Below are 20,556 nucleotides of genomic sequence, written 5' to 3'. Positions count from 1 at the left end.
GTCGTACCAGGTGAACGGCCTCGCGTCAGCTCACCGCGCCCCGGCGGACCGCCTCGGCGGCCAGCCGCGCCCGGCGGCGGTCGTCGTTGCTGACCAGGCCGAACTTGTCGTAAAGCCGGGTCAGGTGCTTCTTCACCGCGCTCTCGCTGACGCCCAGGGTGCCGGCCAGCACCCGCACGGCCGGCGGCTCCGGGAAGGTGTCGCCCCCGGCCAGGTACGGGCGGCACAGCGCGTCGAGCAGCTCACCCTCCCGGCGGGTCAGCGCCGGCGGGGCGGGCGGCGCCTCGACGCCGACCGTACGCGTGCCGGTGTGCTGCCCGGGGGCCCGGAACACCAGCCGCGCCGGCCCGACCTCCACCCGGTCGCCGTCGTGCAGGGTACGGGCCTCGCGCAGCGGCGCCCCGTTGACCGTGGTGCCGTTGGTGCTGCCCAGGTCGCGGATGATCCAGCCCGACGGGAAGCGCTCCACCAGCGCGTGCAGCCGGGAGACCAACCGGCTGTCGATGGGCAGCTCGTTGCCGGGGGCCCGGCCGATGGTCAGGGTGTCCACGCTGAGCGGCACGAGGCGCACCGGCCCGGTGCCGTGCACCTCGAACCAGCCGCCGGTCACCGGTCGCACCACGGCTCGGTGGTCGCCGAGGTCACCGCGCCGGAGTGGATGACGGTCACCGTCGCCGTGGCGGTGACGCACCGCCCCGCCGACGGCCACGGCTCGGTCCACAGCTCGTACGGCTGGCCGGTGGCGCGCTGCCGCGCCCGCGGCCCGTCCGCCCGCACCGCCAGGTCGACGGTCCAGGTGCCGCCGCCCGTCGACACGTTGTCCCGGTACTGCTTCCACACCCAGACGTACGCCATCGCCGCGCGACAGCTCGGCGACCAGTACTGCTTCACCGAGATGGCGCGCAGCCCGCCCGCGTAGCCGTAGGCGGACGCGCCGATCTGGTAGGCGTCGGCGTAGCACCGGCCGGGCGGGGCGTCGTCCTGGGCCGCCCGGCGGGGTCCCGCCGTGCCGGCCAGCGTCGTGCTCACCCGCCGGCCGGCCACGGTCAGCTCCAGCACCGCCCGGACCGGCCCGACCACCCGGGGCACCACGACCAGCCCCACGTCGCAGGCGGCCCCCGGGGCGAGCCGCCGCGACCCGCACCCGTCCTCGACGATCCGCAGCTCACCCCCGGACGGGCCACCCACCCTCACCCCGCCCACGGTCACCGGGTGGTCGGCGCGGTTGCGCACCCGCACCAGCCGCTCCGCCGACTCGGCGTGCAGGGTCAGCTCGCCCAGCTCCACCCGCTCGGGCAGGGTCACCGGGGCGGGCGGGGGCGGTGCCTGCGCGTACCCGGTGGCCAGCACGGCCGCCACCGCCACGGCCAGGCCGACGGTGCGGCGCAGCGCGTGCCGGCGTACCCGGGAGGGTCCCGCCACCGTGGCGGAGAGGGCGAGGGCCGCGCGGCGGCGGGCCGACAGCGACGGCGCCGGGCCGGCCGGCGGGGCCGTCCGCACCCCGTCGTCGGCGGCCACGTCGCCGGGGACGAAGGGGGTCACCGGCAGCCCCGCCGCGGCCTGGGCGGCCCGCAGCTCGGCCGCGAACTCCGCGACCGACACCGGCCGCCGCGCCGGATCCTTGGCCAGCGCGCGCTCCAGCGCCGCGCACACCCCGTCGGGTACGCCGAGCGGGCGCAGGTCCGGCACCGGGTCGGCGGCGATCCGGCGCAGCAGGGCGTCGGTGGACTCCCCGGCGGCGGGCGCGAAGGCCGGCGTGCCGCGGATCCAGTGCAGCACGGTCGAGGCCAGCGCGTAGACGTCGGCGGCCACCGAGGCCGGCTCGCCGCGCAGCACCTCCGGGGCGGCGTGCAGCACGCTCGCGGTGACCGTGCCCCGCGTGCCGGGACGGTCCGCGCCGGCCCGGGCCTGGCCGAAGTCGGCCAGCTTCGGCTCCCCGTACCCGGAGACCAGGATGTTCTCCGGCTTCACGTCGCGGTGCAGGACCCCGGCCCGGTGCGCGGTCTCCAGCGCGCCGGCCACCGCGATCCCGCCGGCGACGGCCGCCCGCCAGTCACCCGCCGTGCCGAGGCGCAGCCGGTCGCCCAGCGAGCCGCCCTCCTCGTACGCCATCAGCAGGTACGGGTTTCCGGCGGCGGTCCGGCCGGCCTGGTGCAGGGTGACGATGTGCGGATGGTCGGAGAGCCGGCCCAGGGCGCGCAGTTCCCGCTCGAAGCGGGCCCGCGACGGCCCGGCCCAGTCGGCGGCGAGCACCTTCACCGCCACCCAGCGGGAGTAGTCGGCCTGCCAGGCCCGGTAGACGACGCCGAACCCGCCCCGCCCGACCTCCACGGCGTCGGTGCACCCGGCGATCCCCAGATCGACGCCGGCGCCCGGCTCGGGGCGGTGCGTCACCGGCTGCTCGCTGTGGACCATCGCCGCTGAATGCTACCGACGGGTCGGAACGGCCTCCGACGCTCGGGTGCACCCGTCGGCGCCGACGCCGACGGTCCGTGCCCCGAGCAGGGCACGGACCGTCGAGTGTCGCCACCGGGGCCGGACGTGTGGCCGGCCGGCCCCGCCCCCCTTCGGCGGATCGGTGATCGTTGTGGAGCCGGGGGTGTCCCGGGCCGCCCCAGGCGCGACCCGGGACGCCGTGCGGGCGGGGGTCAGCAGACGGTGCTGGTCGAGCCGCCCGTCGAGTTCAGGTAGCCGGTGACGTGGGTGCAGTGCGCGGCCGTGTTCGCCGGCTTGCCCCACAGCTCCGCCCGGGTGGTGTTGTTCAGCTCGCCCACCCCGTAGTCGGTGCCGCTGTCCGACTCGTCGATGACATGGACGTACAGGTCCCAGTTCGAGTGGTTGGCCCGGTACTGCTCCCACACGTAGATGTAGGCGTAGTTGTAGCCACAGCCGTAGTACTGCTTCACCGAGGCGGCCTGCACGCCGCCGACGGTGAGCACGCGGGTCGTGCCGATCTGGCGGACGCTGGAGCAGCTCGCCGGCGTGCTGGCCAGCGCCGGGGACGCGTCGACCACGGCGATGGCGCCGGCGGCGAGGGCCACGGCCGCGGTGGCGAGGGTACGGCGGAGCAACGACATGGAAACCCTGCTTTCTCTCGAGATCCCGTCGGCAGAGAGAAAACCAGGGACGGCGCCCGGGCGACAGGTGACGAAGCGGGGAGGGTTTGCTCCCCTCGCTCCCGGTGAGCAGCGTCGGTTCATGCCGGTACGCCGTCACCAGCTCCGAATCGGTGGCGTCGTCACCCACGTGCGGAGCGACAGCGGGCGGTGTTCGCGGGGCAGCGGGGAGTGTCCGAACCTGCGACCATTGACGCCGTTCGTGGAGGCCGGCACGTTGCACGCCCGCGAGCACCGCGATGGAACGCCCGTCGCGGACGCACGGAAATCGGGGGAGATCTCTTGCGTACGACACAGTCCACTGTGCTCGCTGCCGTCCTCGGCGTGGCCGCCGCGTTGACGGGCGGATCCGGGTGGAGTGCGACGTGCCGGGCGGTGAACTGAGCCCGGGTGAGCAGCGCGCCTTCACCATCGACTTCCAGGTGCTGACCACCGTCCAGCCCTACGCCATGAAGGCCGGCAACGGCGAGGCCGTCATCAAGGTCGACGGCACGAAGGTCACCGACGAGACGTTCACGACCCGGTTCCGGTCCACCACCGGCTCGCTCGCCAACCCCCAGCGCTACGTCCAGGACCGGCAGCCGGACGCCGCGGTCACCGTCTCGGGTGACCTGACCCTGGTACGGCAGCCCGAGGGCTACTTCGAGGGCCACCTGCCCGTGACCGTCCGCTACGACAGCGACGCCCCGCACGGCATGATGTCCATCGTCGGCGTGAACCTGCCGGCGACCTTCGGATACCCCTGGTCCCTCGAGTGCAGCCACGAGTGCGTGCCCGGCGGGGAGTTCATGGAGGGCGAGCAGCGGACGTTCGACCTGTACTTCTCCGCGTCGGCGGACACGCCGGTCGGCGACCTGGGGCAGGCCGGCGTCGAGGTGAGCGCCGTGCGGCGGGATGGATACCCGGACTCCGACCCGGCCGACAACGTCGCCACCTTCTCCATCACGACGACCGAGGCGGCCTGAGCGGCCGCCCGGGCGCTGCTCCGCCGGCAAGGATCGAGGCCCAGCCGGCGCCGCCGTGGCACGGCAAGCCGGCTCAGGACGTGTGGCGCAGGAGGGCGTCCACCGCCACCGGCCAGGCCGCCCGCGGCAGGCCCTGACCGATGCCGCGCAACGGGAGCAGTGTGGCGCCAGGGATCTCCTTGGCCAGCGCCACGCCGTTCCCGTACGGGAAGAACGGATCCTCGTCGCCGTGCATGACAAGCGTCGGTGCGGCAATGTCGCCCAACCGCTCACGCCACCGGGGCTGGCAGTCGATGGCGGCGAACATGGTGCCCAAGTGGCTGGCGCGCTGCGCCTTCGCCGTCCGTGCCGCCCGGTCGAAGACGATCCCGGCAGCGAGGCGTGCGTCCGCCTCGTCGAATCCTCGCGTGCCGGACATCAGCCTTGCGGCCCCGGCCAGGTAATCGATGACGCTGTCACGATCGGTCCAGTCCGGCTGCGGACGGCCGAACAGCTCCGCCGTCAGCTCCGGCGCGTGGTCGGGCAGGTCCGGATCCACCGGACCAGGAGCGACCGGCCGGGTGGAGATCAGCGTCAGCGACGCGACCCGATCAGGGTGGTCCAGCGCAAGCAACTGCGCGACGAAGCCGCCGACGCCGAGCCCGACCACATGCGCACTCCGCAACTCCAGCGCCCCCAGCAGCTCCGCCGCATCGGTCACCAGATCACGCAGGTCGTACGCGGGCGCGTCAGGATCGACGAACGCCGACTGGCCCGCATCTCGCAGGTCATAGCGCACCACATAGCGCCCGGTCAGCTTCGTGCACAGCTCGTCCGGCCAGCTCATCATGGTGACGCCGATGAGCAGCACCGGCGGGTCCCCCGGGTCACCGAAGGTCTCGACGCACAGCTCAACGTCGTTGACGTTGATCCGCATGGGGAACTCCTTTCGCGGCATCAGCTGAATCCTTCCGATAACGAGTTCGCCGCCGGTGAGTGGCCGACACGCATCACTCCGGCCTTCTCCTCGGCTCGCTGTGGACACGAGGTAGACCGGCGAGGCCGTGCGATCTCATCGGTCCCGGCCTTCGCGGTGCTGACGTCCACGGGGTTCGGGTCCCAAGCAGCGCCGGTCCGCACTCGTCCGGCTGCGGCCACCACCGTCGATGTCAACCGCTGATGTCAGGTCCCGTCAGGCCCGTCACCCGGTCGCCCGCTCGTCCGCCCACAGGCGGCCGGAGTCCTCCGGGTCATCCGGTTGCACGGTGCCGTCGACCAGTCCGGCGAAGAGCGACTCGAACAAGCGGTCGGGGTCCACCGCGGCCCGTCCTGCCCGGTCCTCGCTTGCCGCGTCGTACGCGGCCTGTACTTCAGCCACCCGGCGCACCAACGCCGGCATGTCCACGCCGGGGCGGTACAGCGCCGCCCACAACTCCTCTTCCAGTGCGATCGCGGCTGTCTCCCACGGCTGCGCCGGCTCCGGCGCCTCGCCGTTCTCCTCCTCGGCCCGCCGGTACACCGCCCTCGACCGTGCCCTGGTCGCCAGGCCCATAAAGTCCGTGATCACAGCAAACGGTCGACGGTCGATCGGGAACGCCCACGGCAGCGTTCGACCGATCCGGGCCACCCCCAGCGCCTTCACCAGGTCGAACAACAGATCATCCGCCGGCTGCCAACCCGGGGTCCGGTCGTGACTGATCAAGGCGCGCAGCGCCGAGGTGTCCGCTCGCAGACCAGCCGAGGCAGACCAGTCGCTCAACTCTGAGACCACCTCGTCGACGCCGCGGCCGACCGGCTGCGGCATGCCCCTCGGCTGATGCCGGTACACACCGCACGGCCCGCTGACGTCCCACAGGTGGGTCAACTGCCCCACCGCACCCGGCACCGCCGCGCACATCACCGCACAGTCCCCGTCGCTGACGTACGCGGCGAAGACCGGAAAACCCGTCGACGCCGCAACCGCCTCGGACGGCCCGAGCAGATCCGGCGGATCATTCCACCCTTGGGTCTCCACCAGCTGCCACCCGTCGCCCAGCTCGCGCAACCACTGATGGCGGTAACCGAACCCGCTGATGCCGTCCTGGTCGACCAGTAACCCCTGCGGCCGCGCCACCACCACCGTGCCCCAGTAACCCACCCGCGCAGCCTAGGTCAACGTCGGGATTCGGTTGAACCGCTCTGGAAGCGGCTCAACGGGCTGCGCGGCGGCCGTTCGGATTGCCGGGGCTTGCCTTAGGTGACGGGGTGCTCCAGCTGGGAACGCGCCCGCACGAACAGACTGTCCGCGCTGCCGGACTTCGGGAAGCCGAGGAAGGTCACCATGCCGATGCTGTGGTGGTCGGCCCACGCACAGACCTCCACGTTGACGCCCTGGGTCTCGCCCTTCCCGCAGCGAGCCTCACCGCCCATCGGGCCCGGTCGTGTTGGCTTGACACCGGACAGCCGCGGCAGGGTGGCGAAGATCCTGTCCAGCGTCGCCTTCGGATCGGTTACCTTCCCGGACACCCCACTGACGAGGGCCGTGTACTGCTCGTCGGCGGCCGTGTAGGCGGTGCCGACCGCGCTGGTCGGCTCCCCGTCGAGAAGCTCCTTGAAGCTGCCCATGTTCTTCTGGGCCGGCTCGCGCAACGTCCGGCTCATCGACTCAGGCCAACCGCTCAGCAACTTTTCCGGCTTCTCCAGACGCATCGCCACGACCGGTGACGGCGACGACTGCGCTTCCGCCCCCCGCTCCGCCGTGTCGGCAGCTCGCGAACAGCCGCCGGCCAAAAGTAGGCTCGCGAGGACCAGCGCACCCACACCCGCCGCGCGCCGTCCGGCGCCGCTCGACCTTCTGCCCGGCATGCTGCACACCCTCGTCTCACGTCTTCGGCAGCGCACGATATCCCAGACGGTCGCCCGACCGAGCCCGGTGGGCTTCAAGCGGGGCCCGGGCGGATCGCAACAGCCGACGGCCAGGGCCTCGGTCGCGGCGCGTGATGCGGACTATCTATGGACTGACACGCTCGGCGGCGAGGTTGTTGACCTTGGGAACGGCGACACCCAGGCCGTTAACCGGGCCTTTTCGCCGAGCCGGGTCGACGGTCGTGGACGTCAGCGGCGGTTCGCCGTCACTCGGCTGACGTCCGGAGGACGGTGACTGCGCCGGGCGAGGCCGCCTGCAGTCGGGCCAGGTCCTGGGTGGACGGCTCGATGAGGTAGCGGTGCGTGGCGGCGCGCAGGAGGGGCAGGTCGGAAAAGCTGTCGGTGTAGGCAGAGTGGATGGGCAGCGTGACCCCGGCGTCGCGGAGTCGCTGCACTTTCTGCGGCCCCTGGCAGCCGAGGACGGGCCACATGCCGGTGCGGCCGGCGCGGAGTCGGGCAGCGATGACCTCCACCTTGCCCAGGCCCAGCTTGGCGCAGATGGCGGTGGCGAGCGGGTCGGCACATGCGGTGACGATGATGACGCGGTCGCCGGTCGCGAGGTGGTGCTGGAGCCGGTCGAGCGCGACCGTGATGCGCCTCTGGGCGTGGGTTGCGGCGAACTGTTCGGCCAGGGCGGTGAACTGCGCCTCGGAGAGACCAGCCGACGCAAGCCAGAGGAAGCCGGTGATGGCCACCCGTCGCGTGGGTGACAGGAAGAGCATCGGTGCGAGGAGCGGAGCGAGTACGAGCGACACTGCCGCGCGCCACCGCTGGCGGAACAGCAGATGGCGGGTGAACTGGGCGAACGAGTCTCCGCGTACCAGGGTGTCGTCGAGGTCGAAGACGGCCACCCGGCGTGTCGAGGCGGTCATCACGCGCCTTCCGTCGGCATCGGTGCCGATCGTCTCATGGCGTCCAGTGCCTTCTGTGAATGCGTTGGCTGAATTCGTCCACGTCAGCTCTCGTCGGCGTGGCGGCGTCCGGCACGGTTGCTGTCGCTCACCTTCGCCGGGGGGCGGCGTCGTCCGCTGCGTCGAAGCGCCAACCTGTCCTCGGGAACTCGGCCATCAGGGCGGCAAAGCTCGGGGCCTGGTGAATCGCTGCGTCCCAACCCTCAGCAGTGATGTCGAGCAGCACCAACGGCGGTGGCTGTCGGCGGAAGTCGTAGGTGAGCATCTCCCGGCCACCGTCGCCCCCGATGATCACCCCACCGGGGAAGCGCTCTGCCGCATCCGCCGCCTCGTTCATTTCAATCAGGCGGTCCGGTGCGTAGATGCTCAGGAAGTCCCCTGCCGGGCCGACGAACTCGTCAACGCCACCACTGCTGACGATGAAGGTCCGGTAGTCAGAAGGGAATCGGACGCCTAGCGCCCTCTCGACTTCCGCGAGGGCCTTCTCTCCCTGCACGCCGCCTCCCGTGAACGATGCGGACACCTCACGACGCCTGTGACCCTACGGATGGCGAAGATCTGATGTTGAAGCGGAACGACTGTCGCTTGGGACGCGGGCCTGCGCCTCGCTTCTGGCTGGCCTGGATGTGCATCCCGGGTGGCGATGCGGATTCTCCGGCACGCGCGGTTCGCCATCACCATGGAGACCTACACGGTCGTGTCGTCGGCGACCACCCGCGACGCGCTCAAGCGGCTCGGCCAAGCGCTGGATCGGTGGAAGGACCCCTCAGCGATCCGCTGTCGGCGGTTCCGTCGGTACTCCTCGCTAGGGTGCTGCCGTGGATCAGGATGGCCGTACCTTGCCGGCTCCGCTGTCCGAAGCTCATGAGGTCGGCTTCGACTACAGGGACGGGGCCGGCGTTGACTTCGAGCCGTACTCCCACTTCCTTGACTCGGGGGAGATTGCCGAGTGGTGGCGGGCCTGGACGGGAAACGCCGAGCTTGACGGATCCGAGTTCCGGGTTTTCGGGCAGGACGGCACTGGTGGTCTCGCCGCCTTCTGGCTGGTGCGTGATGGCAAGCCGATCGAGCAGCAACCGGTGGTGTTTCTCGGTTCGGAGGGTGAGATGGGAGTCGTAGCGCAGAACCTGTGGGCCTATTTGTGGCTTCTGGCTGACGGGTTCGGTCCCTGGGAGGCGACGGCATACCCCAGCCACGAACATGAGCCCCGCACGGATGCCCGGCTCGCGGAGATCGCCCAACGGTGGGCACCGTCGCATCGCAAGCCGGCGAGTGAGGTCATTGCCGCAGCGCGGGAGGAGTTCCCCGGCTTCGAAGAACTGATCGGCTCTCTCTGCCGATAGCCGGCGTGAGGGGCAGACCAACAGTGGGACCGCTGAAGGCTACTGCCGTACTTCGCTGCTGTCCCGGCCCATCACGGCAACAGCGACCCCGATCGGGGCCGCTGACCTGCGGAGGAGTGGGCCGCCAGGGACTCGAACCCTGAACCTATGGATTGCCGGCGAGCCGGCCGGATCGAGTGTTGTGCGAGATCATCCGGCCTGCGCAAGCAGCTGGACATCGGCGAAGGCGTCCCGGTCCTGGTGGTCTTCCGCGCCGACGGCTCCCGCGAGCTGTACCACGCCGACCGCATCCGCGTCGGGCGCTAGCAGCCAGCGCTGTGACCACGAACGTTCACGGCGTTGGGTGACACGCCGCCTGGCTAGGCTGAACGCATGACTCATGCGGCGGGACCGATCGAGCCGTCCGGGGTGTGGGCCACAGCCGTGGGCGTGGCCCGGGTGAGGGCAATGGAGACGGCACGCGAGCAGCCGCTGTTCCGGGACCCGCTGGCGCTGGCCTTCGCCACGGCCGGCGGGAGAGGCCCCGGGACGCCGCCGCCCCCGCGCGCGGACGAGGCGGCGCGGCGCCGCTGGCTCGGTGTGGCCTTCTCGATCGTCATCCGGACGAAGTTCCTGGACGACCTGCTGGATCGGGCGGTCGCGTCCGGCGTCCGGCAGGTCGTGCTGCTCGGAGCCGGGATGGACAGCAGGGCCTTCCGGATGGACTGGCCTGCGGGTACGCGGTTGTTCGAGGTCGACACGGCCGAACCGCTTGGCTTCAAGGCCTCGGTGCTGCGTCAGGAGTGTGCCGTTCCGCGCTGCGAGCGGATCACCGTCCCGGTCGACCTACGCGAGGACTGGCCCGGCGCCCTTGCCGCGGCCGGGCACGATCCGGCGCAGCCGACGGTGTGGATCGCCGAGGGACTGCTGATCTATCTACCCGAGGACGCAGTGGAGTCGCTGCTCGAACGGGTCGGCGCGCTGTCCGCTGCAGGCAGCAGGATGGGCCTCACACTGGGCTCGCGCGGTGTGGTCGAACGCTTCCGCGGGGATGCCGCTTCGGGATCGGCAGCGTCGATGTGGGTCTGGGAGATGCCGGAGGACCCGGTCGGCTGGCTAGACGGCCTCGGCTGGGAGGCGGAGACCTTCACCCTGCGTGAGCGCGCCGAGGCCTACGGGCGTCCTGTGCTCACCCCGCCGCAGCAGGACGAGGGCGCGGGCGGGCTCGTCTCGGCGGTTCGCGCCGCGCCCTGATCACATGAGCCGCCGCACCCGTACAAGATCTGCCACCGACACAGCCTGACCGCCACGACGCCGCCCGACCAACCGGCCAGACCGTGTCAGCCAACACCGTGAACGTTCCTGGTCACGGCACCAGCCGGCCTACTACTTTGCTGCGGTACCGGTCGGAACTACGGCAACAGCGGCCCTACAAAGGGCCGCTGAGCTGCGGAGGAGTGGGCCGCCAGGGACTCGAACCCTGAACCTATGGATTAAAAGTCCACAGCTCTGCCATTGAGCTAGCGGCCCGTCCGACCAGGCTACCGGAACCCGCCCGCGCGGGGCTTCCGGCTTCCGCCACCTGTCGATCTTCAGACTCCGCGCCGGCGACCGCCGGGCATGACGACGCCCCGGTGGGGAACCGGATACGCATGAGGGTGAGCAGCACCGCCGCGGTGGCGGCGTCCAGCGAGGTGGCCGGGGACGACGGGGTGCGCCGTCCCGGTGGCGAGGTCCACGCCTGGCTGCCGGGCCAGAACCAGACGGTCTGCGGGCTCCAGCTCAGCCGCACCCGGCTGCGTCGCTTTCCCCACGTGCCCTTCGACTACTCGGACACCGACGTGCTCACCGAGGCCGACCCGGAGGGCTACGTCTGCCCGCGCTGCCTGGCCGCCACGCAGGGGCGGCGCGAGGGCGAGAAGAGCTGGGCGCGGACGAACCCCCGTCCGTGAGCGGTTGCTGTCCGCTTCAGCGGGTACGGCACCGGTATGCGCATCGTGATCGTGGGGGCCACCGGCAACGTGGGGACGGCGCTGCTGCGCCGGCTGCGGCGGGAGTCCGGGGCGGAGCTGGTCGGGGTGGCGCGCCGGTTGCCCGGGCCGGACGCCGGTGAGCCGTACGACGGGGTGGAGTGGCACTCCTGCGACGTGGGAGCGCCGGACGCGGTGGAGAAGCTGGCCGCGGCCTTCGCCGGGGCGCGGGCCGTGGTGCACCTGGCCTGGCAGATCCAGCCCAGCCACGACCAGCGCACCCTGCACCGGACCAACGTGGGCGGCAGCCGGGCGGTGTTCGAGGCGACCGTCCGGGCCGGTGTTCCCGCCCTGGTGCACGCCTCGTCGGTCGGCACCTACGCGCCCGGCCCGAAGGACCACCCGGTGAGTGAGAACTGGCCGGCGACCGGGGTGGAGACGTCGTCGTACAGCCGGGACAAGGCCGAGGTGGAGGCGCTGCTGGACGGTGTGCAGCGGGAGCGCCCGGAGCTGCGGGTGGTCCGGCTGCGGCCGGGGCTGACCTTCCAGCGGGAGGCGGGCACGGAGATCCGGCGTTACTTCATCGGGCCGCTGGCGCCGGTGCGGCTGCTCCGGTACGGCCGGATCCCGCTGGTCCCGACGCACCGGCGGCTGCGTATGCAGGCGGTGCACGCCGACGATGTGGCCGACGCGTACGCCCGGGCGGTGCTGGGTGACGCGCGCGGCGCCTTCAACGTGGCCGCGGATCCGGCGCTGACCCCGGAGCTGCTGGCCCGGCACTTCCACGGCTGGACGGTGCCGGTGGCCATTCCGGTGCTCCGCGCGGCGGCGGCGCTGACCTGGCGGGCGCGGCTGCAGCCGGTCGACACCGGCTGGGTGGACCTGGCGTTGAACGCCCCGCTCATGTCGAGTGAGCGCGCCGAACGCGAACTGGGCTGGACCCCGAGGATCGACAGCGTCACGGCGCTCCGGGAGCTGTTCGAGGGCATGTCCGACGGTACGGGCACCACCTCCCCGCCGATGTCCCCGGACCCGACCCTCCCCGGCCGCCCGACGGCCCTCCTGAAGGCCCGCCTCCCCGGCCACAGCAACCCCTACTGAGGTCGCTGATCATGAAGTTGTTGCCGCGACACGCCGACGGCGGTGGCGACAACTTCATGATCACCGGGTGAGGCGGGAGCCGGACACCGTGGGTGGGTGGGCGCCCAGGAAGAAGATGCCGGGATAGCCCTGTGTCTCGAAGCCCTTGCTGGGGTTGTGGCGGAGGGCCGAGGATTCGATCTTCATGGTGCCGGTGCGGTTGTTGCTGACGAAGAAGACGGCGCCGCCGCCCTCGTTCGCCGTGTTGTTCTCGATGATCGTGCCGGCGATCCGGACGGTGAACTCGTTGCCGTCGCAGTAGATCGCGCCGCCGCTGCCGCCGCCCGGGGTGCCGGACCGGGACGGGTTGGCCCCGCTGCCGACCGCCCGGTTGTCGCGGAACACGCTGTTCAGCACGGTCCAGGAGACGCCGATGCTGCTGGTCGCCGCGCCGTTCGCGCAGACGCCGCCGGTGAAGGTGCTGTTCACGACGTACACCGGTTTGTTGTCGTGCTGGCTGAGCACGCGCAGCGCGGCGCCGCCCAGGTCCGGGCCGGTCCGGTCGCAGCGGTTGTTCACGAAGCGCGTGTTGACCACCTTGAGCCGGCCACCGCGCACGAAGATCGCGCCGCCCCCGCCCCCCTCGGTCCGGTCGCCGGTGGAGTTGCCGTCGGCGAAGGTCAGGTTCTGCACGGTGAGCTGCGGGTGGTCCTGGTTCTGGCAGTGCGAGGTGGTCCAGCCCTGCGCCTGGTCGCAGGTGTTCTGGTAGAGGATCCGGCGCTGGCCGCCGCCGCTCAGCGTGACCTTGCCGCCGCCGTCCAGCACGACCCGCGGGCCGTGCGAGTTGACCACCTTGGCGGTCGCCGTCATCCGGATGGTCACCGGGGCCGGGCCGCAGTTGAAGGTGATGATGCCGCCGGCCGCCACGGCCTTCACCACCGCCGCCGAGGTGCAGCTGGCCGGGGTGCCGGTGCCGACCGTACGGGTCGGCCGCGACGTGTCCACGGCCCGCGCCTCGACGGGGACGGTGGCGCGCCCGTCCGGGTTGCCGGCCCGGAACGCGACCGCTGCGGGGGTCGCGCTGGGCTTGGCGGTGCCCAGACCGGCCCGGGCGCTCGGGGCGCCGGTCGGGGGCGGCGTCGCACCAGCGGCCGCGCCGGTGGTGGCGGCGACCGGCGCGGGCGAGCCCGCCGGCTGGTCACCTCCGCAGGCCGGCAGCGCCGCGGTGGCGAGACCGAGGACGAGGAGGGTGACAGCGGACTTCACACGCACCGCCCGATGCTAGGAGGACCGCCCGCCGCCGCACGACTCCGGACCGGATCCTTAACCCGCCGCTAAGCCAACCGGCCGCCGCGGGGCCGGGAGTCCGCGCCGGCGTCAGGCGTGGGACAGCGCGAACGCGACCAGGAAGCCGAGGACGGTGATCAGGCCGACCAGCAGGTGGGCGTCCTCGTACGCCTCCGGAACCATGGTGTCGGTGATCATCGCGAGGATCGCGCCGGCCGCCAGCGCGGTGATGCCGGCCAGCAGCGCGGGCGGGGCGCCGCCGAGCAGCGCGTACCCGGCCAGGGCCGAGACGCCGGAGACCACCGCGATCCCCGTCCAGAGCAGGAAGACGTAGCGGCGGGTCCGGCCCGCCTGGCGCATGCCGGCCGCGCTGGACAGGCCCTCGGGCACGTTGCTGAGGAAGACCGCGAGCACCGTGATCAGGCTGACCGGGCCGCCGGCCAGCAGGCTCGCGCCGATCACCACCGATTCGGGTATGCCGTCCAGCAGCGCGCCGACCGCGATGGCCGTGCCCGAGCCGGGCTGCTCCTGCTCGGAGGGCTGCTCGTCGCCGGAGCGCTTGCGGTGCCGCGCCCCGCGCCGGGCCAGCAGGATGTTCGCCCCCGTGTAGGCGAGCGCCCCGAACGTCGAGCCGATCACGACCGGCGTCAGCCCGCCCTGCTCGTGGGCCTCGGCGATCAGCTCGAACGAGACCGCGGAGAGCAGCACGCCCGCGCCGAACGCCATGACCGAGGCGATGACCCGGCGCGGCACCCGCGCGAAGAACCCGGCGGCCGCCCCGATCAGCAGGGCCGATCCGGCCAGCAGTCCCCAGAATCCCGCTTCCAACCACTCCGGCACCCGCAGGACCCTACCCCCGGCCCGGAACCGGAAACGGGCTCAGAAGTCGGCGAACAGGTACGGCAGTTCCCGCGGGAAGATCCGGCGCAGCTCGGCGGCCGCGTCGACGGGCACCTCGCCGAGCCCGCGCACGGCCACCTCGGCCGGGTCGAGCACCCCGTACGCCAGGGCGGAGAGCCCGGCGGCGGTGAGCCGCGCGGCCGGCACGGTGCCCGCCGCGGCGGCGTCCGCCGGCAGCACCTCCAGCGTGCCGGTGGTGCCGTCGAGCAGGTGGGTGCCCGTCAGCCAGCGGTCGCCGACCAGCTCGACGGTGACCCGGCCGGTCCCGACCGGCTGGTCGGCGAGCGCGTCCAGGCTGAGCAGCCGGGCCATCGGGGCGGGCGAGCCGGGCCGGGACACCCGCGCCTCGACGTGCACGGCGAGGTCGGTGAGCCACAGCTCGGGCAGTTCGTCGGCGGGGAGGTCGACGCTGATCCGCTCGACCTGGTCGACGTGGCGGGCGAAGAACTGGAGCAGCGACGCCCGGGCGTACGGGTCGCTGGCCAGCAGGTCGTCGGCGATCAGCGCGCCGCCGTGGTCGTCGATCCGGTAGGTGACCGCGCCGACCGTCTCGCCGTCCCGGACGGCGGTGAGCAGCCAGCGGTCGTCCCGGTCGCGCAGCCCGACGGCCCGGAAGTCCGGGAAGCACGCGAACCCGTGCCGCTCGCGCAGGCAGCGTTCGGTGTACGCCCGCCACCGCTCGTAGCCGGCACCGATCCGCTCCCACCTCACCTCGCCGGGCAGCTCGGCGCGGAGCAGCGGGGCCAGGTCCGCGGGGGAGAAGACCGCGGTACGCCGCCGGGGCAGCCCGACGTAGCCGAAGCGTTCGTAGAAGGAGGCGCGGAACGGGTAGAGCGCGGTCAGCGGGTGCCCCTCGTCCCGCATCTCGTCGAGGAGCTGGTGCAGCAGGGTGCGCACGTGCCCGCGCCGGCGGGCCAGCGGGTGGGTGGCCACCCCGGCGACGCCGGCCATCGGCAGCACGGCCCCGCGCAGGTTCTGCCGCATGGGGACGGCCGAGACGGCGGCCGTGGTGACCCCGTCCTCCTCGACGATCAGTGTCCGGTTGCCCGCGTTGTACGGCAGGTACTGGCGGAACTCCTCGGTCCGCGACGTGGCCATCGGCGATGTCTCGAAGGCGTAGGCCTGGAGCGGGAAGCTGGTGGTCAGGCGTTCCTCGGCGGCCAAGGGGCGAATGCGCATCCGCCCATCCCAACCCGACCCACCCGGCGGCGCAACCGGAATCGGGCGGGCTCAGGCCTCGGTGACGTCCGACACCACCACGGTGACGTTGTCCGGCGCGCCGGCCTGGTGGGCGAGCTTCACGAGCTGCTCGCCGCACTGCTGCCGGTCACCGTAGGTGACCAGCGCCGAGGTGATGGCGGCGTCCTCCACGTAGTCGGAGAGGCCGTCGCTGCACAGCAGCAGCCGGTCGCCGGCGAACACGGTGAGCACCCCGACGGCCGGTGGCGCGTCCGAGCCCTGCACCGCCCGGGTGACGAGCGAGCGTTGCGGATGGTGGCGGGCCTGGTCGGGGGAGAGCGCACCCTGGTCGACCAGGGCCTGCACGAACGTGTCGTCCCGGGTGAGCTGGGTCAGCTCGGTGTCCCGCAGCAGGTAGCAACGGGAGTCGCCGACCTGGGCGAGGACCAGGGAGTCACCGGCGAGCAGGGCGGCGGTCAGCGTCGTGCCCATGCCGTCGCGCGCCGGGTCGACCGTGATGGCCGCGCGGATCCGCTGGTTGGCCGTGCTCACCACGGCGCGGAGGGCGTCGGCCGCCTCGTCGGGAGCGGTCGGCGGGGTCAGCTCGTCCAGGATGCGGATGACGATCTCGCTGGCCACCTCGCCGGCGGGGAGGCCGCCCATGCCGTCGGCCACCGCCACGAGGCGGTCACCGGCGAGGGCGGAGTCCTCGTTGTTGGTCCGGACGAGGCCGACGTCGTTCAGGATGGCCGAGCGGAGGATCAGCGTCATGGAGACAAGCTTGCCAAGAACATCGGCCCCGCGTCTCTACGCACTGCTGGGTCTGCTGAAAGAAATGTCGCCGGCTTGCACACGCGGTATGTATCAGTCATCCACTGTGGTCGTTCGCGGGTAGCGCAGCAGCAGGCTCGCCCGCACCTCCTCGTCGCCGACGGCGGCGTAGCTGTGCGGCACGTCGGAGGTCCAGCGCAGGTATTCCCCGGGGCCGGCGGTCGCCGGTGCGTCGACCGGGCCGGCGCGGAGCACGCCGGCGAAGACCGTGACGTGCTCGGTGACGCCGGCCTGGTGCGCGGGGGAGAGCTGCGCCGGGCCGGGGCTGACCCGCATCCGGTAGAGCTCGTAGGTCGCGTCGGTGTCGCGGAAGACCTCCAGCAGGGTGGCACCGACGGCGGCGCCGCGGACGGTCGGCGTCTCCGCCGGCCCGGAGAGTACGGCGGTGAGCGGCACGCCGAGCTGGGCGGTGATCGCGTACAGGGTCTCCAGGGTGGGGTTGCGGGTGCCGTTCTCCAGCCCGGAGAGGGTGGCCTTTCCGACGCCGGCCAGCCGGGCGAGCGTGGACAGGGACATCCCCCGCTCCTCCCGGAGGGCGCGGATGCGCCGGCCGACGGCCGTGGCGGTCCGGTCACCGGCTGGTGGGGCAGCTGCCATGGGGGCTATCGTGCTACATCGGTCCGTTCCGTAAACGGAACGGTGGTGAGGGGAGTGCGATGGCCGGTCGACTGCAACCCGTCCTGGCCGGCGTGGTGACCGCCCTGGTCGGCTTCGCCAGCTCGTTCACGGTCGTGCTCGCCGGGCTCCGCGCGGTGGGTGCGGACCAGGCGCAGGCCGCCTCCGGGCTGCTCGCTCTCTGCGTCGCCTGCGGCGCCTGCGCGGTCTGGCTCGGCCTGCGGCACCGGCTGCCGCTGGCCATCGCCTGGTCCACCCCCGGCGCCGCCCTGCTGGTCGCCACCGGGCCGGTGCCCGGCGGTTGGCCCGCGGCGGTCGGCGCCTTCCTGCTCACCGGCCTGCTGATCGCCGCGGCCGGGCTCGTTCCCCCGCTCGGTCGGGCGGTCGCCGCGATCCCCGCGCCGATCGCCAGCGCCATGCTCGCCGGAGTGCTGCTGCCGCTCTGCACCGCGCCCGTCCGGGCCCTGGTCGAGGTGCCCGGGCTGGCCGGGCCGGTGGTGCTCGCCTGGCTGCTGCTGCACCGGTTCGCCCGCCGCTGGGCGGTGCCCGGCGCGCTCGCCGTGGCGGTGGTGGCGATCGCGCTGACCGCGTCCGGGCCGGCCCGGATCGACGCCGCCCCGGCCGTGGCGCTGACCGCCCCGGCCTGGACCCTGCCCGCGATCGTCGGGCTGGCGCTGCCGCTGTTCCTGGTCACCATGGCCGCGCAGAACGTGCCGGGGACGGCCGTGCTGGCCGGCTACGGCTACCGGGCCCCGCTGGGCTCGGCGCTCCGCGTGACCGGGCTCGCCACCGCGCTCGGCGCGCCGGCCGGCGGGCACGCGGTGAACCTGGCCGCGATCACCGCCGCGCTGGCGGCCGGCCCGGACGCCCACCCCGACCCGGAGCGGCGCTGGATCGCCTCGGTCACCGCGGGGATCGGCCTGGCGCTGCTCGGCCTGGGTGCCGGGGTGGCCACCGCCCTGGTGCTGCTCTCCCCGCCGGTCCTGGTCGAGGCGGTGGCCGGGCTCGCGCTGCTCGGCGCGCTGGCCGGCGCGGTCGCGGCGGCGGTCGCCGAGCCGGACGCCCGGGAGGCCGCCGTGGTCACCCTCGTGGTCACCGCCTCCGGGGTGAGCCTGCTCGGTGTGGGTGGCGCGTTCTGGGGGCTGGTGGCCGGCTGGCTGATGCTCCTGCTGTTCCGCCGCCGACGCCCGGCCGTGCCACCGGTGGCCGAGCCGGCCCCGGAGCCGGCGGCCCCGGCCCGGGCCGGCTGATCAGGCGACGCCTTCCGCCTCGACGCCGATTTCCATGATCCGCACGCGGGCGCCGGTGACGTTCTCCTCGACCATCCGCCGGAGCGCCCGCGCCTGCTCCAGCGTGTCGAGGACGACCAGCGCGTGGCTGAGGTCGGGCTCGTCGTCGTCGGCGCCCCACCAGCCCCGGACGAAGCCGGGGCTCTGCCGGGTCACCTCGGCCATGTGCGCGAACTGGGCAGCCCGTGCCGCCGCCTCGGCCGGCGAGCCGCCCTGTTCTCCGATCACCATCCACATGCCGCCCACCCTAGGCGGGGGGTCATTCCTCCGGAGGGAGTTCGCCGGCGGGGACGGTGAGGCGTACGCCGTCGTCGGTGACCGCCGCGATCCGGTCGGCCAGCACGTAGACCGCGCCGGTGCGGGCCAACTCGGTCGAGACCTTGAGGTAGCCCTCGCGCAGCAGCCGGGCGGCCAGGTCGGCCGGGACGTCCGGCTCCTCGGCGGCCGCCGACCCGATCAGCTCGTCCAGGCTGCTGCCCGGGTCCACCGGGGCGGGCGCCTGCACGGTCACGGCGGTCGGGTCGCCGCGCTGGACGAGATCCACGGTGCCCACCTCCACGCCGGTGGAGTCGACCACCCGCATGCCGGTGGTGACCCGGGAGACGGTGTCCTGCTGCTGGCTCATACAGGCGCGGTTCCCGAGGCGCGCGGGCGCTAAACGGGCGGGGCCCAGCCGCTCGGCGGTCGGGGGGACAGCTCGCGCCACGTGTCCGGCCCCTCGAGCAGCGCCCGGACCGTCTCCTCGGCCTCCTCGACGCTGGCGTACTCGTAGAACTGGGAGACCCCCTCGGCGCCGCCGGCCCGCTGCTCGACGTGCCAGCGGTCGCCGTCGACCCGGAGGAAGACGTCCCGCCGGGCCAGCCGCCCCCATTTCCCGTTCCACCAGTGCCTGCGCTGCTCCATGCCGGGACTCTATCGAACATGTGTACGACACGCGTCGGCCCCCGCGGGATTCCCACGGGGGCCGATCGGCTATGGGGTCAGCGCGCGGCCGGGGGCTCCTGGCGGCGGCCGAGCACGTCGTCCAGCGCGCCGCGCTGGGCCGGGGTGCCGTGGTTGCCGGCGAGCAGCGCGTCCCGGATCTCGGTGAGCAGCTTGACCTCTTCGCTGGGAGCGGCGGGCGGGGGCTCCTCGCCGCGCTTGCGCCGCTCGGCGAGCCGGTTCATCGGGTAGACGACCAGGAAGTACAGCGCCGCCGCGGTGAGCAGGAAGGTGATCACCGCGTTGAGGAAGGCGACCCAGTCGAACGCGATGCCGCGGAAGGTCGGCGCCGTGCCGGCCAGACCCTTGTCGCTGCCGGTGATCAGCAGCACGAAGACCCGGATCAGCGGGTCCAGGAACGACTTGGTGAGCTGGGTGACCACCCCGGTGAAGGCGGCACCGATGACGACGCCGACCGCCAGGTCGACGACGTTGCCGCGCATGATGAAGTCTTTGAAGCCCTTGAGCATCCGCACTCCCGTGCTGTCCGAATTTCCGTCCGGCACAACCTATGCCCGGGAGGGGGCCTCGAGGAAAGCGCCGGCCTCGATCGCCGCCCGGGCCGGGTCGCCGTCCCGGATGGCCTCGACCAGCCGGCCGTGGTCCACGTACCGCTCGGGCTCCAGGGTCTCGCCCATGGCCTGGGCGACGGTGCTGCGCAGCGCGGTGCCGACCGAGGCGTAGAGCTCGGCCAGCATGGCGTTGTGCGCGGCGGCCACCACGGCGGTGTGCAGCGCGGCGTCCGCCTCGACGAACTCGCCGACCCGGCCGGAGCGCCAGGCGGCCTCCCGGGTGGCGAGCGCGCCGTCGAGCGCCGCCAGGTCCTCGGGGGTACGCCGCAGCGCGGCGAGCCGGGCCGCCTCCACCTCGAAGGCGCGCCGGACCTCGATGACCTCGGCCATCCGGTCGTCGGTGAGCCGGCGGGCCACCACGGGGGCCAGCTCGTCGGTCGACACCACGTAGGTCCCGGAGCCCTGCCGGCACTCCAGCACCCCGGCGTGCACCAGCGCCCGGACCGCCTCGCGGACCGTGTTCCGCCCGACGCCCAGGGCGGCGACGAGCTGCGGCTCGGTGGGGATCTTCGCGCCCACCGGCCACTCGCCGCCGAGGATCCGGCCCCGAAGCTGCTCGATGGTCTGGCGCACCCGGTGGCCGCGTGGCGGCACGGCGACGGAATCGACGGCGGGTGTCACCGGTTACACCTCCTGCCGAAATTCATCCCATGAT

The 20,556-nt window shown here is 73.0% G+C and carries 25 protein-coding genes, 1 tRNA gene and 1 pseudogene; 8 read left to right on the top strand and 19 right to left on the bottom strand.

Annotation, left to right across the window (positions count from 1 at the left end):
• Positions 1-25 precede the first annotated feature (25 nt).
• From NFX44_RS11275 to NFX44_RS11265, 3 genes are all read right to left on the bottom strand, one after another.
• Complete coding sequence (locus tag NFX44_RS11275) at positions 26-622, bottom strand: FHA domain-containing protein (RefSeq protein ID WP_262283445.1); 597 nt, start codon at positions 620-622, stop codon at positions 26-28.
• Entirely contained in the window at positions 607-2,415 is a 1,809-nt protein-coding gene (locus NFX44_RS11270) for a serine/threonine-protein kinase (protein ID WP_262283444.1), read from the bottom strand. The genes NFX44_RS11275 and NFX44_RS11270 overlap by 16 nt, the downstream gene beginning before the upstream one ends.
• Positions 2,416-2,648: 233 nt before the next feature.
• Entirely contained in the window at positions 2,649-3,077 is a 429-nt protein-coding gene (locus NFX44_RS11265; protein WP_262283443.1) for a hypothetical protein, read from the bottom strand.
• 404 nt (positions 3,078-3,481) lie between these two features.
• On the opposite strand from NFX44_RS11265, the gene NFX44_RS11260 reads away from it, so the two are divergent.
• Entirely contained in the window at positions 3,482-4,081 is a 600-nt protein-coding gene (locus NFX44_RS11260) for a hypothetical protein (protein ID WP_262283442.1), read from the top strand.
• A 73-nt stretch (positions 4,082-4,154) separates the two neighbouring features.
• Here the strand turns inward: NFX44_RS11260 and NFX44_RS11255 are convergent, their stop codons facing one another.
• The 5 genes from NFX44_RS11255 to NFX44_RS11235 all read right to left on the bottom strand — a co-directional run bounded on the left by NFX44_RS11255 (position 4,155) and on the right by NFX44_RS11235 (position 8,371).
• Positions 4,155-4,997: an alpha/beta fold hydrolase gene (locus NFX44_RS11255; protein WP_262283441.1), complete on the bottom strand. Its 843-nt coding sequence runs from the start codon at positions 4,995-4,997 to the stop codon at positions 4,155-4,157.
• 264 nt (positions 4,998-5,261) lie between these two features.
• Positions 5,262-6,197, bottom strand: coding sequence for a hypothetical protein (locus NFX44_RS11250; protein ID WP_262283440.1), 936 nt, complete (start codon positions 6,195-6,197; stop codon positions 5,262-5,264).
• 95 nt (positions 6,198-6,292) lie between these two features.
• The gene (locus tag NFX44_RS11245; protein WP_262283439.1) at positions 6,293-6,700 is read right to left on the bottom strand and encodes a hypothetical protein; all 408 of its coding nucleotides are present in this window, start codon (positions 6,698-6,700) and stop codon (positions 6,293-6,295) included.
• Positions 6,701-7,170: 470 nt separating this feature from the next.
• Positions 7,171-7,836 (bottom strand): HAD-IB family phosphatase, encoded by a 666-nt coding sequence (locus NFX44_RS11240; RefSeq protein ID WP_262283572.1) that lies wholly within the window; start codon positions 7,834-7,836, stop codon positions 7,171-7,173.
• Positions 7,837-7,963: 127 nt separating this feature from the next.
• A complete protein-coding gene (locus NFX44_RS11235) occupies positions 7,964-8,371 on the bottom strand; it encodes an SMI1/KNR4 family protein (RefSeq protein WP_262283438.1) in 408 nt (135 codons plus the stop codon).
• Positions 8,372-8,468: 97 nt separating this feature from the next.
• On the opposite strand from NFX44_RS11235, the pseudogene NFX44_RS11230 reads away from it, so the two are divergent.
• The 4 genes and pseudogenes from NFX44_RS11230 to NFX44_RS11215 all read left to right on the top strand — a co-directional run.
• A pseudogene (locus tag NFX44_RS11230) lies at positions 8,469-8,629 on the top strand (site-specific integrase); the annotation flags it as partial.
• Positions 8,630-8,693: 64 nt separating this feature from the next.
• The gene (locus NFX44_RS11225) at positions 8,694-9,218 is read left to right on the top strand and encodes an SMI1/KNR4 family protein (RefSeq protein ID WP_262283437.1); all 525 of its coding nucleotides are present in this window, start codon (positions 8,694-8,696) and stop codon (positions 9,216-9,218) included.
• A 147-nt stretch (positions 9,219-9,365) separates the two neighbouring features.
• Positions 9,366-9,524: a hypothetical protein gene (locus tag NFX44_RS11220; RefSeq protein ID WP_262283436.1), complete on the top strand. Its 159-nt coding sequence runs from the start codon at positions 9,366-9,368 to the stop codon at positions 9,522-9,524.
• 66 nt (positions 9,525-9,590) lie between these two features.
• On the top strand, positions 9,591-10,451 hold the full coding sequence (locus tag NFX44_RS11215; protein WP_262283435.1) for a class I SAM-dependent methyltransferase: 861 nt from the start codon (positions 9,591-9,593) through the stop codon (positions 10,449-10,451).
• Between the two features lie 204 nt (positions 10,452-10,655).
• Here the strand turns inward: NFX44_RS11215 and NFX44_RS11210 are convergent.
• Positions 10,656-10,727 (bottom strand) — tRNA-Lys (locus NFX44_RS11210).
• 122 nt (positions 10,728-10,849) lie between these two features.
• Here NFX44_RS11210 and NFX44_RS11205 point away from each other — a divergent pair.
• Together NFX44_RS11205 and NFX44_RS11200 are read left to right on the top strand one after the other, a co-directional pair.
• Complete coding sequence (locus NFX44_RS11205) at positions 10,850-11,149, top strand: hypothetical protein (RefSeq protein ID WP_262283434.1); 300 nt, start codon at positions 10,850-10,852, stop codon at positions 11,147-11,149.
• Positions 11,150-11,185: 36 nt separating this feature from the next.
• Complete coding sequence (locus NFX44_RS11200) at positions 11,186-12,268, top strand: NAD-dependent epimerase/dehydratase family protein (RefSeq protein WP_262283433.1); 1,083 nt, start codon at positions 11,186-11,188, stop codon at positions 12,266-12,268.
• Between the two features lie 60 nt (positions 12,269-12,328).
• On the opposite strand, the gene NFX44_RS11195 is transcribed toward NFX44_RS11200, so the two are convergent.
• The 5 genes from NFX44_RS11195 to NFX44_RS11175 form a co-directional block, all read right to left on the bottom strand.
• Positions 12,329-13,519, bottom strand: a complete 1,191-nt coding sequence (locus NFX44_RS11195) for a hypothetical protein (RefSeq protein ID WP_262283432.1) — start codon at positions 13,517-13,519, stop codon at positions 12,329-12,331.
• 105 nt (positions 13,520-13,624) lie between these two features.
• Positions 13,625-14,374 (bottom strand): ZIP family metal transporter, encoded by a 750-nt coding sequence (locus NFX44_RS11190; protein ID WP_262283431.1) that lies wholly within the window; start codon positions 14,372-14,374, stop codon positions 13,625-13,627.
• Positions 14,375-14,413: 39 nt separating this feature from the next.
• Positions 14,414-15,613 carry an enhanced intracellular survival protein Eis gene (eis, locus tag NFX44_RS11185; protein WP_262283430.1) on the bottom strand — a complete coding sequence of 400 codons (1,200 nt, stop codon included), beginning with the start codon at positions 15,611-15,613 and terminating at the stop codon, positions 14,414-14,416.
• Between the two features lie 51 nt (positions 15,614-15,664).
• The gene (locus tag NFX44_RS11180; protein WP_262283429.1) at positions 15,665-16,384 is read right to left on the bottom strand and encodes a PP2C family serine/threonine-protein phosphatase; all 720 of its coding nucleotides are present in this window, start codon (positions 16,382-16,384) and stop codon (positions 15,665-15,667) included.
• Positions 16,385-16,477: 93 nt separating this feature from the next.
• Positions 16,478-17,041 carry a helix-turn-helix domain-containing protein gene (locus NFX44_RS11175; RefSeq protein ID WP_262283428.1) on the bottom strand — a complete coding sequence of 188 codons (564 nt, stop codon included), beginning with the start codon at positions 17,039-17,041 and terminating at the stop codon, positions 16,478-16,480.
• A gap of 59 nt (positions 17,042-17,100) precedes the next feature.
• Between NFX44_RS11175 and NFX44_RS11170 the strand changes: the two genes are divergently transcribed.
• Entirely contained in the window at positions 17,101-18,309 is a 1,209-nt protein-coding gene (locus NFX44_RS11170; protein WP_262283427.1) for a benzoate/H(+) symporter BenE family transporter, read from the top strand.
• Here NFX44_RS11170 and NFX44_RS11165 read toward each other — a convergent pair whose 3' ends face one another.
• The 5 genes from NFX44_RS11165 to NFX44_RS11145 all read right to left on the bottom strand — a co-directional run bounded on the left by NFX44_RS11165 (position 18,310) and on the right by NFX44_RS11145 (position 20,522).
• A complete protein-coding gene (locus NFX44_RS11165; RefSeq protein ID WP_262283426.1) occupies positions 18,310-18,585 on the bottom strand; it encodes a hypothetical protein in 276 nt (91 codons plus the stop codon).
• A 22-nt stretch (positions 18,586-18,607) separates the two neighbouring features.
• A complete protein-coding gene (locus tag NFX44_RS11160; protein WP_262283425.1) occupies positions 18,608-18,973 on the bottom strand; it encodes a hypothetical protein in 366 nt (121 codons plus the stop codon).
• Between the two features lie 29 nt (positions 18,974-19,002).
• Entirely contained in the window at positions 19,003-19,251 is a 249-nt protein-coding gene (locus tag NFX44_RS11155) for a hypothetical protein (protein WP_091315558.1), read from the bottom strand.
• A 77-nt stretch (positions 19,252-19,328) separates the two neighbouring features.
• A complete protein-coding gene (gene mscL, locus NFX44_RS11150) occupies positions 19,329-19,799 on the bottom strand; it encodes a large conductance mechanosensitive channel protein MscL (protein WP_262283424.1) in 471 nt (156 codons plus the stop codon).
• A gap of 39 nt (positions 19,800-19,838) precedes the next feature.
• Entirely contained in the window at positions 19,839-20,522 is a 684-nt protein-coding gene (locus NFX44_RS11145; RefSeq protein ID WP_262283423.1) for a FadR/GntR family transcriptional regulator, read from the bottom strand.
• Positions 20,523-20,556: the final 34 nt, after the last annotated feature.

It is taken from the genome of Micromonospora sp. MA102 (genome assembly GCF_025460765.1).
Classification (GTDB): domain Bacteria; phylum Actinomycetota; class Actinomycetes; order Mycobacteriales; family Micromonosporaceae; genus Micromonospora; species Micromonospora halotolerans.
The sequence above is the reverse complement of the archived record's forward strand: the minus strand, read 5'-3'. Positions and strand labels throughout refer to the sequence as shown.